This is a genomic window from Streptomyces cavernae (genome assembly GCF_004023625.1).
Classification (GTDB): Bacteria; Actinomycetota; Actinomycetes; order Streptomycetales; family Streptomycetaceae; genus Streptomyces; species Streptomyces cavernae.
On sequence record NZ_RPDJ01000001.1, the window covers coordinates 353,970 to 367,350 of the forward strand.

Annotated in this window: 10 protein-coding genes and 1 pseudogene; 4 read left to right on the plus strand and 7 right to left on the minus strand. The window is 70.0% G+C overall.

Annotation, left to right across the window (positions count from 1 at the left end):
- Positions 1–203: 203 nt before the first annotated feature.
- On the plus strand, positions 204–1,550 hold the full coding sequence (gene gdhA, locus EF387_RS11515; RefSeq protein ID WP_128376417.1) for an NADP-specific glutamate dehydrogenase: 1,347 nt from the start codon (positions 204–206) through the stop codon (positions 1,548–1,550).
- A 150-nt stretch (positions 1,551–1,700) separates the two neighbouring features.
- Here the strand turns inward: gdhA and EF387_RS11520 are convergent, their stop codons facing one another.
- Together EF387_RS11520 and EF387_RS11525 are read right to left on the minus strand one after the other, a co-directional pair.
- Positions 1,701–2,786: a Gfo/Idh/MocA family protein gene (locus EF387_RS11520; RefSeq protein ID WP_128376418.1), complete on the minus strand. Its 1,086-nt coding sequence runs from the start codon at positions 2,784–2,786 to the stop codon at positions 1,701–1,703.
- Positions 2,771–3,439 (minus strand): ThuA domain-containing protein, encoded by a 669-nt coding sequence (locus EF387_RS11525; RefSeq protein WP_128376419.1) that lies wholly within the window; start codon positions 3,437–3,439, stop codon positions 2,771–2,773. The genes EF387_RS11520 and EF387_RS11525 overlap by 16 nt, the downstream gene beginning before the upstream one ends.
- 756 nt (positions 3,440–4,195) lie before the next feature.
- On the opposite strand from EF387_RS11525, the gene EF387_RS11540 reads away from it, so the two are divergent.
- Positions 4,196–5,050, plus strand: coding sequence for a GNAT family N-acetyltransferase (locus EF387_RS11540; protein WP_420802556.1), 855 nt, complete (start codon positions 4,196–4,198; stop codon positions 5,048–5,050).
- A gap of 86 nt (positions 5,051–5,136) precedes the next feature.
- On the opposite strand, the gene EF387_RS11545 is transcribed toward EF387_RS11540, so the two are convergent.
- From EF387_RS11545 to EF387_RS11560, 4 genes are all read right to left on the minus strand, one after another.
- Positions 5,137–5,964, minus strand: coding sequence for a carbohydrate ABC transporter permease (locus EF387_RS11545; protein ID WP_128376421.1), 828 nt, complete (start codon positions 5,962–5,964; stop codon positions 5,137–5,139).
- Entirely contained in the window at positions 5,961–6,860 is a 900-nt protein-coding gene (locus tag EF387_RS11550; RefSeq protein WP_128376422.1) for a carbohydrate ABC transporter permease, read from the minus strand. Before EF387_RS11550 ends, EF387_RS11545 begins: the two co-directional genes overlap by 4 nt.
- Positions 6,850–8,196, minus strand: a complete 1,347-nt coding sequence (locus EF387_RS11555; protein ID WP_128376423.1) for an extracellular solute-binding protein — start codon at positions 8,194–8,196, stop codon at positions 6,850–6,852. The genes EF387_RS11550 and EF387_RS11555 overlap by 11 nt, the downstream gene beginning before the upstream one ends.
- A gap of 312 nt (positions 8,197–8,508) precedes the next feature.
- Positions 8,509–8,694, minus strand: a complete 186-nt coding sequence (locus tag EF387_RS11560) for a hypothetical protein (RefSeq protein WP_128376424.1) — start codon at positions 8,692–8,694, stop codon at positions 8,509–8,511.
- 274 nt (positions 8,695–8,968) lie between these two features.
- Here EF387_RS11560 and EF387_RS11565 point away from each other — a divergent pair.
- Together EF387_RS11565 and EF387_RS11575 are read left to right on the plus strand one after the other, a co-directional pair.
- Positions 8,969–11,140 (plus strand): annotated as a pseudogene (locus tag EF387_RS11565) (alpha-N-acetylglucosaminidase).
- Positions 11,141–11,164: 24 nt separating this feature from the next.
- The gene (locus tag EF387_RS11575; RefSeq protein WP_128376426.1) at positions 11,165–11,905 is read left to right on the plus strand and encodes a GntR family transcriptional regulator; all 741 of its coding nucleotides are present in this window, start codon (positions 11,165–11,167) and stop codon (positions 11,903–11,905) included.
- An 87-nt stretch (positions 11,906–11,992) separates the two neighbouring features.
- Here the strand turns inward: EF387_RS11575 and EF387_RS11580 are convergent, their stop codons facing one another.
- A complete protein-coding gene (locus EF387_RS11580) occupies positions 11,993–13,261 on the minus strand; it encodes an SGNH/GDSL hydrolase family protein (RefSeq protein WP_128376427.1) in 1,269 nt (422 codons plus the stop codon).
- Between the last annotated feature and the right edge of the window lie 120 nt (positions 13,262–13,381).

Sequence of the window (13,381 nt, forward strand, 5' to 3'; positions counted from 1 at the left end):
GGCGTCCCGCCCAGCGGTACGCCTTGGTGAAGGACCCGCCGGGCGCGTCCGCCGTCGGTCGACCCGCTGGGCGTGACCTGCCTGCTGCTCACCCACGTTCGGGTGAACGCCCGCAGAACTGCCGGACACACAGTCGACGGCCTCGTTGGGCATGGCGTCAAAAGCTGCTCCCAGCTTCTGGAAAGAGAAGGCGACAAGCGACCATGGATGTCAGCGCGTACCTCGAGACCGTCTATACGGAGGTCTGCCGGCGCAACCCCGGCGAAGCGGAGTTCCACCAGGCGGCGGCCGAGGTACTGCCCTCCCTCGCACCGGCCCTCGACCGGCACCCCGAGTACCTGGGCACCGGGATCGTCGAGCGGCTGTGCGAACCCGAACGGCAGCTGATCTTCCGGGTGCCGTGGCTCGACGACCGCGGTGACGTACAGGTCAACCGTGGTTTCCGGGTGGAGTTCAACAGCGCCCTCGGGCCGTACAAGGGCGGCCTGCGGTTCCACCCCAGCGTCAACCTCGGCATCGTGAAGTTTCTCGGCTTCGAGCAGATCTTCAAGAACGCGCTGACCGGCATGGCCATCGGCGGCGGCAAGGGCGGGGCGGACTTCGAGCCCAAGGGCCGGTCGGACGCGGAGATCATGCGGTTCTGCCAGTCCTTCATGACGGAGCTGTACCGTCACCTGGGCGAGCACACCGACGTGCCCGCCGGGGACATCGGCGTGGGAGCGCGCGAGATCGGCTATCTCTTCGGCCAGTACAAGCGGATCACCAACCGCTACGAGTCAGGTGTCCTCACGGGCAAGCCAGTGGCCTGGGGCGGCTCACACGCCCGCACCGAGGCCACGGGCTACGGCACCGTCTACTTCGCGCAGGAGATGCTCGCCACCCGCGGCCACGACTTCGGCGACCGCCATGTGGTGGTCTCCGGTTCCGGGAACGTGGCCGTGTACGCCATCGAGAAGGTCCACGCCCTCGGCGGGCGAGTCGTGGCCTGCTCCGACTCCTCCGGATACCTCGTAGACGAGGACGGCATCGACCTGGACCTGGTGAAGGAGATCAAGCAGGTGCGCCGCTCCCGGATCTCCACCTACGCCGAGGCGAAGCCGACCGCGCGCTTCTCGTCCCGCGGCACGGTGTACGACGTCCCGTGCGACATCGCCCTGCCGTGCGCGACCCAGAACGAGTTGCGCCACGACGATGCCGTCGCGCTGGTCAAGAACGGAACCCTGGCCGTGGCCGAGGGCGCGAACATGCCGTGCACCCCCGAGGCGGTCGAGGTGTTCAGGGAGGCCGGGGTGCTCTACGGCCCGGGCAAGGCCGCCAACGCGGGTGGTGTGGCCACCTCGGCGCTGGAGATGCAGCAGAACGCCGCCCGCGACAGCTGGACCTTCGATCAGACCGAGTCCCGGCTCGCCAGTGTCATGCGCACCGTCCACGCCCAGTGCCGTGTCAACGCCGAGGAGTACGGAGGCAACCCCGACAACTACGTCCTCGGCGCCAACGTGACGGGCTTCCTGCGGGTGGCTGAGGCCATGGCGGCGCAGGGAGTCATCTGAGCAGGGGCTCTCTCGCGACTCTGCGGCCGACGACGGCGTCGTGTGACAGTGCGGCGCCCCCAGGTACACAAAGCGGCGGGAGCCGAGGCCGGTCTCTCCCGCCGCTTACGTCCGGGTGCGGACGGCCGGGTCAGCCGACGGGCGCGGGGGTCAGCCGACCGGGGCGGGCCGCTCGCAGGTGGTGGTCACCGTGAGGCTCCGGCCCTCGCGCGCGGCGTCCAGCAGCGTGAGCATCACGTCCAGGACGTGCTCGGCGAGTTCCGCGGAGGCCAGGTGCGGGCGCCCGGCAGCCAGGGCGTCGGCCAGGTCGGCCAGACCGATGCCACGCCCCGCGTGTTCGTGGCCGGCGGACACCGGCAGTGACTGCCAGCCGGGGGAGCGGACCGACCACAACTGCACTGGACCGTCGAAGGTGTTGGGGTCCGGCAGCGACAACGACCCCTCCGTGCCGTGCACTTCGATCCTGGGCAGGTGGGCGGCGTGGATGTCGAAGCTCATCAGCAGCGTCGACAACGCGCCGCTCGCGTGGTGCAGGACCCCGGTGACGTGAGTGTCGACCTCGACGGCGAAACGCTGCCCTGCCCTGGGGCCGTCGCCTATCTCACGCTCGGTTCGGGGCGCCGAAGCCGCGCCGGTCACCTTGGCCACCGGGCCGAGCAGATGGACCAGGGCCGAGATGTAGTACGGGCCCATGTCGAGAAGGGGGCCGCCGCCGGGGCGGTAGTAGAACTCGGGGTCCGGGTGCCATGCCTCAGGGCCGGGGGTGGCCATGAAGGCGGTTGCGGCGACCGGGGTGCCGATCAGTCCGTCGTCCATGGCCTTGCGGCCGGTCTGGGTACCGGTGCCGAGCACGGTGTCCGGCGCGCAACCGACCCGGACGCCCGCCCGACGCGCGGCGGCGAGCACGGCGGTGGCCTCCTCGCGGGTTGCGGCCAGTGGCTTCTCGCCGTAGACGTGTTTGCCGGCGGCAGTCGCCGCCAGTGCCACCTGTGCGTGGACGGCCGGAATCGTCAGGTTGAGTACGGCGTCCACGTCGTCACGGGCGAGCAGGCCTTCGAGGTCGCCGACGGCCTCCGCTCCGGCCGCGGCGGCCGCCTCCTTGGCCCGGAAGGGGTCCAGGTCCGTCACAGCGGTCAGCCGCACATTGCCCAACCTGGCCAGTGTTGCCAGGTACTGGCCGCTGATCTTGCCCGCGCCGACCATGCCGACCCGCAGCGGTGTCACCGGCTCGCCCACAGCAGCCCCCGTTCGGTGAGGGTAAGGACCTCGGGTATGTCGAAGTCGTCGGTCTTGTGGCCGATCGCGGAAACGAACACCTTCCCGGCGCCGTAGGTCCTGGTCCACACGGTCGGCATGACGACGGCATGGTCCCGCTGCCCGTCGGCCGGGAAAGTGGTGGTGGCGAGCACGTCGATGTCGGGATCGGTGGCGACCCAGTACTGCTCGGTGTGGACGGCGAAGTCCGCCAGTCCCTCGATGACCGGGTGGCCTGCCCGCTCGGGGACCAGGTGCACCGTGTGGTCGACGAACCCGGGCGGATGCATGAGGAACTGACCACCCGTCAACAGTTGGTACTCCAGGTTGCCGCGGAAGGAGTCGATGACGCCGCCGTGCCAGCCGGCGAATCCGGTGCCTGCCCGGACCGCGGCCGCGAGCTTGCGGGACTGCCCGGGGGTTATCTCGCCCATGGTCCAGCACTGGACGATCAGGTCGGTGGCGGCGAGCGCGTCCTCGTCGTCGTAGACGTTCAGCGACTCGGCGGTGTCGACGACGAAGCCGTGCTCCTTGAGTAATGGCAGGAACCGGTCGGTGATCTCCATCGGCGAGTGGCCCTCCCAACCGCCGCGGACCACCAGGGCCCGCCGTGTTGGAGGTGAGGCGTTGGTCATGACGGTTGCACACTCCCATCGATTCTTCGCGGGCAAGGCCCAACGGCCCCACGTTCGTGGGTAGTTCCATCACTGCCCGGTCGGCGATCCACCGATCCCGACGAAGCTGAAGTAATTGGGAGGATGGTGAACAGGTGACCAGCCGACTGCCGCCAAGTGCCGCCGACGGCCGAGTAGTTGCAGGGGTGAGCCCGCGCACCGACCGGGTAGGCCGTTCCTCGCCGGTGACGTGCCCGGCCGGACGGGATGAGGTGAGCGATGAGGTTCTTCGACGTCGGCGAGACTGTTGTACGGCGCGATGTCCACAGCAGTGGACGGGTGTGGAGCGAGCAGGCCCTCCGAGTCGTCGCCGACGTGATGTCGACGCCGGTGACGCGGTGTCCTGCGGCCACGAGGTCGCGTACGACCGGCACCCCACTGCCGCAGCCGAGATCCAGCACTCTGCTGCCCTCAGCAAGCCTGGCGTTCAGGCCGGCAAGCCAGGGCTGGTACTTCGTGTCGGAGTCGTATGCCTCGTCATACCGGACTGATAGCGCGTCATATCCACGCCGAACCAGGTCTTTTGGATCCTCAACAGTCATGATCAGGACGCTAACGCCCTTGATCTGCGCCCAGCGAACCATTTTCGCCGTCCAGCGGGGAACCTGACCCCCTAGCCGCAGGCGCTTACAAAGCGAAGACCACGACTGTGACCCGCGGGCGAAGGGCTGCCGAGGTACATATCACGGATGCGGTGCCACACCGTTCCATGGTGGGATGCGCCGCATGAGTGACTCGCTGCGTGCCCGGATCGAGGAGTACTACGCCACCGTGCCGTTGTTGTTCGCTGACGCCGAAGAGTTCGGTTCGTTGCGGCTGTTCGTGCGAAGGAAGCAAGGTGCCCCGTATTACGGCGGTCCCAGCCATGCTCAGCCCACTGCGGCGGAAGCCTCGGACGTGTCCGCCGGTGACATCGCCCGGGTGCGGGCCCGGCAGCGCGAACTCGGTGTGGCGGAGGCCTTCGAGTGGCTCGCCGAGGCGGCGCCCACGCTGCGGGCCCGCATCGCGGCCGCCGGCCTCACAGTGGCGGAACGCCCGCTGATGGCTCTGGATCCGCGCCGGCAGGTCAGCCCTCAGCCGGTACCGGAAGGCGTGACGCTCCGTGCGCTGAGGGCCGACGATCCCGCGTTGCCCGCAGCCCTGGCCCTGCCGCGCCTGGCTTTCGCCGAGGCGGGCACTGCGGTGGGCCCGGCGGGCCGCAAGGAGTTGTCGGCGGTGGCCGAGGAACTGACCGAGGACGGCACTGTGGCAACGATCCGCCCCACCATCCGCGCCGGGCACAAGACACTCATCGCCGCCCTGGCCTCGGACGGCACCCCGCTGGCCGTCGGCCACTACCACCCGGCGAACGGCACCACCGAGATCGGCGGCATCGGCACCCTTCCCACCGTCCGCCGCCAGGGCTTGGCCGCCGCCGTCACGACGGCCCTGGTCACCCATGCGCGCGGCCACGGGGTGAATACCGTCTTCCTCGCCTACGCAGAGGACGCCGTCGCCCGCATCTACTCACGCCTGGGTTTCCGCCCCGCCGCCACCACCCTCCTGATCGCCAACCAACCCGCGCGCATGTAGGCCCGCCGGCCGGGACGGGCGCCGGGGTGCGCGAGGGACGGCGGCCGGCATTTGTGTCTTCCCCGACTGCCTGCGCAGAGCGCGGCTCACCCCTTCATCGCTCCCTGGAGCAGTCCTGCCACGAAGCTCCGCTGGAAGACGACGAAGAGGATCAGGATGGGGAGCATCACGATGATCGTGCCCGCCGCCAGGGTGGGGATGTCCGTGCTGTTCTGGCCCACGAAGAAGCCGAGTCCGGCGGGGGCCGTGTGCTTGGTGGTGTCCTGGATGAGGACCAGTACCAGCAGGAACTGGTTCCACGACCACATGAAGACGAGCAGACCGAGTGTCATCAGGGACGGTCGGGCCAGCGGCAGCAGGATCCTCAGCAGGATCGTGGCCGACGAGGCACCGTCGATGCGTGCCGCCTCCACCAGCGACGCGGGCGTGGACTGGAAGTGGGTGCGCATCCAGAACACGCTGAACGGCATGAACAGTGCGATCTCCACCAGGATCACGCCCAGGTACGAGTTGGTCAGTCCGAGCCCCCGCAGGTCGAAGTAGAGGGGGACGACGATCAGTTCGACCGGGATGGTGAGGCCGGCGACGAAGAAGGCCGCGACTGCGTTGCCGCCCGGGAGCCGCGCCGTGCCCAGCGCGTAGCCCGCCAGCGTGGCGAGGACCAGGGAGGCGGGGACGACACCGAGCGCGATGGTGATGCTGTGGCGGATCAGGTCGGAGAAGCCGGCCACCGACCACGCCCGTTCGTAGTTGTCCCAGCTCCACCGCTCGGGCCAGGTCAGCCCCACCACCGGCGTGCCCGCGGGCTGCAGGGAGGCCAGGAAGACACTCAGGAACGGCATCACGACGGCGATCGCCATGACCGTCAGGAGCGCGTATCCCGACCAGCGTTCCGGTCGCGTGGCGGTGTTCATGACTCCGACCTCGACAGACGGTTGATGAGGTAGACGATCAGAAGGATGAGAAAGCCCAGGACGACCGCCAGGGCCGCGGCGAGCCCTACCTTGCCCTCGGAGAACGCCAGTCGGTACACGAGCAGACCAGGGACCGTGGTCTGCTCGCCGGGGCCGCCGTTCGTCGTCACGTACACGATGTCGAAGCTGGCGAGGGCGGCCACCGTGGTCACGGTCATGGCGATGGCGAGCTCGCCGCGCAGATGCGGCAGTGTGACGGAGACGAACTCCCGGACAGGACCGGCCCCGTCGATCCGGGCCGCTTCGTAGAGGCTGGGATCAACCTTCTGCACACCGCTGAGGAAGAGCATCATGCACAGGCCGCTCAGCACCCACGTGCCCACGAGCCCGACGGCGATCAGCGCTGCGCTGAAGTCGCCCAGCCACGCCCGCGTGACGCCGTCCAGACCGACCGCGCCCAACGCCTGGTTCACCAGCCCGTCGTCCCCGTACAGCCAGCGCCAGGTCACCCCCACGGCGACGAGCGGAACGACCTGCGGCAGCATGAAGAGGAACCGGTACGCCCCCATGCCGGGCCGCCGGTGACGGGCCAGCAGGCCGGTCATGGCGAGGCCGAGCACGATGGGCACGAAGGAGAAGAACACCACCAGCACCAGGGCGTTGAACACGGACCGGCGCAGGATGGGGTCCTGCAGGATCTCCTGGTAGTTGCCGAGGCCGACCCAGTCGCCGAGCGTGACGCCGTCCCACTCGAAGAGGGAGAGATACGCTGTGTGCAGGGCGGGCAGCACCGCGAACGCGAGGTAGACGGCGAGGGCGGGCAGCACGTACACGTAGCCGCGATACGGACTGCGCCCGCGGCCGCTCGCCGGCTGGACCCGCGGCCTACTGCGCATGATGTTCCTCCCACTCGTCCTGAAGTGAGTCGAGGTAGTCGGCGGGCTCGACGCGGTCCGCGATGAGCTTCTGGACGCCGGAGCGCAGCCGGTCGAGCATGGCCGGAGCGGCGAAGTCGGGGAACGTCGTGATCCCGTCGTCGGCGACGGCCCGCCGATGGCCCTCCGCGATGTCGGCGAGGACGCCTTCCGGCTTCGCCACGGCCTTCGGGTTGGCCGGCAGGAAACCGTTGTCGCTGATGATCTGGCCGGCTTCGGGCGAGGTCAGGAAGTCGAGGAACGCGCCTGCCGCCTCGGGGTGTTCGGTGCGGGACGAGATGGCGTAGGAGACGCTGAAGCCCGAGGCCACGGTGCGGGCTGAGGCCCGTACGCCCGGCATCGGGAAGAAGCCGACGTTGTCCTTCATGGCGGTCGCCAACTGCCCCGCCGCCCAGTTGCCGTTGATCAGGAAGACACTGTCGCCCTTGGCGAACTGGGCGGTGGAGTCGACCTGTGCGGTGCCGTTGGCGGACTCGTTGTAGTAGCCCTTGCGGCTCCACTCGATGACCAGCTCGCTCGCGGTGATCCCGGCGGGCTTCTCGATGGTGGCGCCCTTGGCACCGTTGACCCAGTCCCAGTAGTCGTCGGTGGGCATGGTCTGGTTGAGGAGGGCGGCCCACAGGTGCAGCCCGCTGGAGTCGAGCGCGCCCACGCCGAGCGGTGTCAGGCCCGCCTCCTTGGCCGCTGCGAGCTGGTCCTCGAACTCCGCCAGAGTCCTGGGCGGAGAGTCGATCCCGGCCCGCTCGGCGAGCTCCTTGTTGTAATAGATGCCGGTCATCGACAGGCCGGCCGGGACCCCGAACAGGGCGCGACCTCCGGTGGTCTCACTGGTCCGCCCCGCGGTGAGCTGGTCCATGCTGACCGGGGGAACGGCCTCGTCCCAGCCGTACGCCTCCCGGTAGGGCGCGAGATCGAGGATGTGGCCGTCCGCTGCCAGGTCGGTCATGCCGACGGCGTACTGCGCGATGTCGGGGGCGGTGTCGGAGGTCATGGTGAGCTTCAGGTTCTGGACGTAGTCCGAGAACGTTTTGTACTGCGGCTCGATTCTGATGTTGGGGTGGTCCTTCTCGAACGCGGCGATCAGCGCGTCGACCATCAGGGGGGCATCGGCGAACTGCAGACGCAGGGTGATGTCCTCACCCGGCACGGCGGTCGAGGACGGCACGCTGCGTGGCCCCGGCTCCGCGGCCGCGCTGCCGGGAGTCAGGGCGTCGCAGGCGGTGAGCGGCAGCACGAGCGCGACGGACGATGCCGCCGCCGCGACCCGGCGGCGCACCCGGTGCGTCCTGTCCATCATCGGCCTCCTTGCGTGATCTCGTCATATCGGCCTCCTCGCACGGCCTCGGCAAACGGATCGCCGCCTCGGCCGGCCGTACCAACCCCTTGCGCCGCCCAGGAATGGGGACCGCCGCCTCAGTGCACCGCGGTCGTGCGCTCCCGCGCCGCGGTAGGCCGCGGGCCGGCCGTACGAATCGCTGTGTCGGCCAAGCGGACAGCGGTTCCTGAACTGCTGGATCCTGAACTCCTGATCCTGAACTTCTGGATCCTGAACTTCTGGGCAGGCCGCTGCCGTGGCGCTCGGCGTCGTCGCCGTCGTACTGCCGCACTGTCAACGGACCGCTTGCGCCTGCGCGTTGAGGGCGGCAGGGGAGAGTGCCGGGTCGGCGATCACCTTGACCGGCGCGAGTCCCAGCCGTGCGCAGCAGCGGTACGACGGTGGCCCGCTGGGCGGTGGCCGGCGTGGTGAGGTTCTCCCGCAGAGCCGAGCGGCGAAGTAGGCGAGATCGGCGTTCATCGTGTCGAGGCCACCTGAGGTGTCGAGCCGGTGTGGGGGAGGAGCTCGTACGGGGCGGGTGGTGCGGCGGGCGGGTGGTGCGGGTCCGGGCGGGGCGGGTCGCCGGGGCCGTCAGCCTGGCTGTGGACCGTACCAGAGGGCTCCGTAGCTGCCCAGACCCCGCCCCAACCAGCCCTGTGGGCACCCCACTTCCTTGACCGTCCCGAGCCGGTCGACCTAGCCTCGTCATGCGTGGTACGTACCACAGTCGCCCTCGTCAGGAGCCGTCCGGACGATGACATCACCCGAGGAAGCAAGCGCGGTGAGCCTCGCCGCCCGGCAGCTGCTTCAGCGGCTTGTCGGGGACCGGGCCGCGGAGTTCACCGTCGACGTCGAACCGGTCGGGCCCGGGAGCGGTGGGCACGACTGGTTCGAGGTCGACGCCGGGCCATCGGGGGTGGCGCTGCGCGGGTCCAGCGGTGTCGCCGTGGCCTCGGCACTGCGCTGGTATCTGCGGACCGCCTGCCGGACGCAGATCACCTGGGACGCCCCCGTGCCCCGGCTGCCGGACCGCCTGCCCCGCACCGGCACGGCCGCCCGGACCACCTCCCCCTACCTGCACCGCTACCACTTCAACATCTGCACGTTCGGCTACACCACGGCGTTCTGGGACTGGACGCGCTGGGAGCGCCACATCGACTGGATGGCGCTGCACGGCGTGACCACGCCGCTGGCGATGACCGGTGTGGAGGCTGCCTGGCAACGGGCCCTCCTGCGCCTCGGTCTCGACGACGAGGCCGCCCGACGGTTCCTCGGCGGCCCGGCCTACCTCCCCTGGAACTGGCTCGCCTCACTCGACGGCTGGTGCGGGCCCCTGCCGCAGAGCTGGATCGACAGCCATGCGGACCTGGGCCGCCGCATCCTGGACCGGGAGCGTGCCCTGGGCATGCGGCCGGTCCTCCAGGGCTTCTCCGGCCATGCGCCCCGCGAACTGATCGCACGCCGGGGCGCCCGGTCGACGACGCTCGGCTGGTGGGATTTCGAGGTCGGGGTCCTGGACCCGCGCGACCCGCTGTTCGAGGATTTCGGCACCACGCTGCTGACCGAACAGACCCGTCTCTTCGGCACCGACCACCTCTACGCCGCCGATCCGTTCATCGAGACCACACCTCCGGTGACCGGCCCCGACGACCTCGCCCGGGTCGCGCGGGCCGTGCACGGTGCCATGACCGCGGTGGACGACCAGGCAACGTGGGTGCACCAGGCATGGCCCTTCTCCTACCGCTCCGACTACTGGACGGCGGAACGGACCCGGGCCTTCCTCGACGCTGTCCCCGACGACCGGATGCTGATTCTGGACCTGTGGGCCGAGCACACACCGGTGTGGCGGCAGACCGACGGCCACCGGGGAAAGCCATGGGTGTGGTGCATGCTGCACAACCTGGGCGGACGGCCCGGCCTCTACGGAAAGCTGGCAGAACTCGCCGTCGGCCCCGGCCGGGCGGGCGCCGACGCACGCGGTGGTTCGCTCTGCGGAGTCGGAGCGAGCATGGAGGCCTTCGGCGGCGACCCGGTCCTGTACGAGCTGCTGGCCGACGTCGCCTGGCAGGGCGCCATCACGGACCTGGCAGGGTGGCTGGAGAGCTGGACGCAGGCCCGGTACGGGCGCCGAACTCACGGCTTGCTGCGCGCCTGGGAGCTTCTGCGGGCCACCGTCTACACCTCCGACGCCCCCGGACCACCGGGGTCGGTCGTCGTCTGCCGGCCAACGCTGAGGGGTGATCTGCGCCCGGAGTCGCCGGTGCACCTGGCGGCGCCGCCCTCACCCACCGTGCCACCCGGACTGGCCGAAGCGTGGCTGCTCCTGGTCGGCGAGGCGACACGGGAGGACAGCGCGGGTCCACTCGGCAGGGACCTGTGCGATGTCACCGCGCAGGTGCTCACCCATGTGGCGTGCGCCCAGCAGCGTCGGGCGGCCGACGCGGCCCTGGCCCGTGACGCCGACCGCTTCCGGCACGCCGCGACCGCGCTGCTCACCACCCTTGAGGACCTGGACCGGCTGCTGGCCACCCGCCCCGAGTACCGGCTGGACGCCTGGCTCGCCGACGCCGGAAGCTGGGCGTCCACCCCCGCCGAAGCCGCGTTGTACGAAGCCAACGCGCGACGCATCATCACGCTCTGGGGACACCCCCGCAGCGAGCTGCACGACTACTCGGGCCGGCACTGGGCAGGCCTGGTCCGTTCGTTCTAACTACCGCGCTGGCGAAGCTGGTGCGAACACATCGTCCGGGCCCTCGAGTCAGGATCCCCGTACCAGGCTGAGGAGTTCGAGGTATCCCTGATCGACTGGGAGGAGCGGTGGACCGCCGGCCAGAGCGACATCGCGACGCACCATCCCCAGGCCGCCGGGGCGACACTGGACGTGGTGCGTACGCTGGTGCCCCGTTACCGCGCCTCTCGGGGGTAGCGGACACGTGCGAACCGCGGAGTGATGGTGACGCTCGAGGACAGGCGCAGGGACGACGGCCCGCAGACGGACTCCTACAAGCACGAGGCACTGCGGCGGCTGCTCCAGGCCGATATCGCCCGGATGCGGCCCGACGAGGCGCTGCCCACCGAACGGCAGCTCGCCGAGCGGTACGACGTCAGCAGGGCGACCGCCCGGCGCGCGCTCCAGGCGCTGCGCGAGGACGGCCTCATCCGCAGTGTGCGGGGCGTGGGGACCTTCGTCTCGCATCCCCGGATCACCAAGACGTCCACGCTCACCTCCTTCTCCGAGGACCTGCGCTCGCGCGGTTACCACCCCAGCGCCGAACTCCTCGCCGCGAAGCTGGTCGAGGCCGATCTGCACCATGCCACGGCACTCGGCGTCGACCCCGGTACAGCTCTGCACCGCATCGAACGCCTGCGCCTCGGCGACGACTTCCCCATCTGCCTGGAAACGGTCTACCTCTCGGCCGAGCGCTTTCCGAACCTCGACCAGTCACTCCTCGAAGGCTCGCTGTCCGAAGCGCTGCGGAACACCCACGGAGTACGGGTGGTGCGTGCCACCCAGCACATCCGGGCGGTGAACGTGACCGGCCGTCAAGCCCGGTTGCTCGGCGTCAAAGAGGGTTCCGCCGCCCTCCTCGTACGACGCACGGCATTCGACGACCGCGGGCAAGTCGCGGAGTACGGCGAGTCGTTGTGCCGTGGCGACCTGTACGAGTTCTCGCTGGTGGTGACGAAGTGACCTCTGCCGGGAAGCGGGCCTCGACCTGCTCGCCAAGCCGGCGCCGGCCACCCGGGCCATTCCCGGGCGGCCACCGCGGGTGGGTGTTCAGGCGGCGTCGCGTGCCGCGCTCGGCACGGGCGGGAAGCGGAGGGTGTCCAGGTCGATCGCGTCGGCCATCGCCTTGAGGCCCGCGTCGTTGAAGTGCAGATGGTCGCCCGGGTCGTAGGCGGGCAGGATGCGGTTGGGCTCGGCGGGGTCACGGACCACGGCGTCGAAGTCCACGACGGCGTCGAAGAGTCCGCTGGTCCGGATGAACCCGTTCACCGCCTGCCGTACGGCCTCCCGGGCCTCGGTGTAACCGCCGTTGCCGCCGAACGGGGTGATGGTGGCGCCGATGACACGGATACCGCGGGCATGGGCGCGCCGCACGATCTCGCGGTAGGCGTCCTGGAACGCGGCCGGATCGGTCTGGTTGGGGTTGCCCTTGATGTCGTTGATGCCCTCCATGAGGATCATCGCGCGTACCCCGGTGCGGGACAGGACGTCGGCGTCGAGCCGGGACAGGGCGCTCGGACCGGTGCCCTCGAGCAGGACCCGGTTGCCTGCGATGCCGGCGTTCAGAACGCCGAGTCGGCGGTGCGGTGGCAGCGCCAGCAGCCGTTCGGCGAGTCGGTCGGGCCAGCGGCGGTTGGCACTGGACGTGGATTTCGATCCATCGGTGATCGAGTCGCCGAGCGCGACGATGCTGCCGGCGGTGCGCGGGCTGAACACGTCCACACCGGTCACGTAGTACCAGGAGCCGGTGGTTTCGGTGTAGGCGGATCCGCTCTCGTCGGTGGCGTGGTTACCGGAAGGGGCGACGAAACTGGTCTGCAGGGCAGAACGGTGGTACGTGGCCGGGCCGGAGTCGGTCGGCGTGTAGACGGTGATCAGGAGGTTGGCGGCGGCGGGCACCAGCAATGGCACGGGATCGGTGACCGCGTCCTCGCCGGCCGGGACGGTCACCGAGGCCGCGCCGCGAAACGTGGCGGTGCGCACCGTGCCGGCGACGGCGTTCGGGCTGTTCGGCGCGCCCTTCTCCTGCAACGCCACGGTTACGGCGCCGAGTTCGAGCGGGGAGGTGCCGAGCCGGTTGGTGATACGGACGCGCGCGGCGCGTCCGCCGACGCTGGTGTGGACGACATTCCGGATGGAGGCGCCGGGCAGGGCCGGGGTGGTGCCGGAGGCCGCCGCCTCCCAGGTGCCCGCCCAGCCGTGGCGAGTGGCGGGGGCAGTTCCCGCGTCGGCTCTGGCGGGCATAGCTTCTGCCGTCCCCAGCAGAGCGATCATCAGCGCCGTCACCAGGACAGCGAGAAGGTGTCGGTTCTTCGTCATGCGGGTGTGCCTTTCCAGTGGTCCGTGGCCAAGGGGTGCGCGGAGTCGCCGGAGGCTCGGCGCACAAGGCAACCAGCAATTCATCGGAGGTGTCAATCAGTTGAACGTTGTTCAGTGACG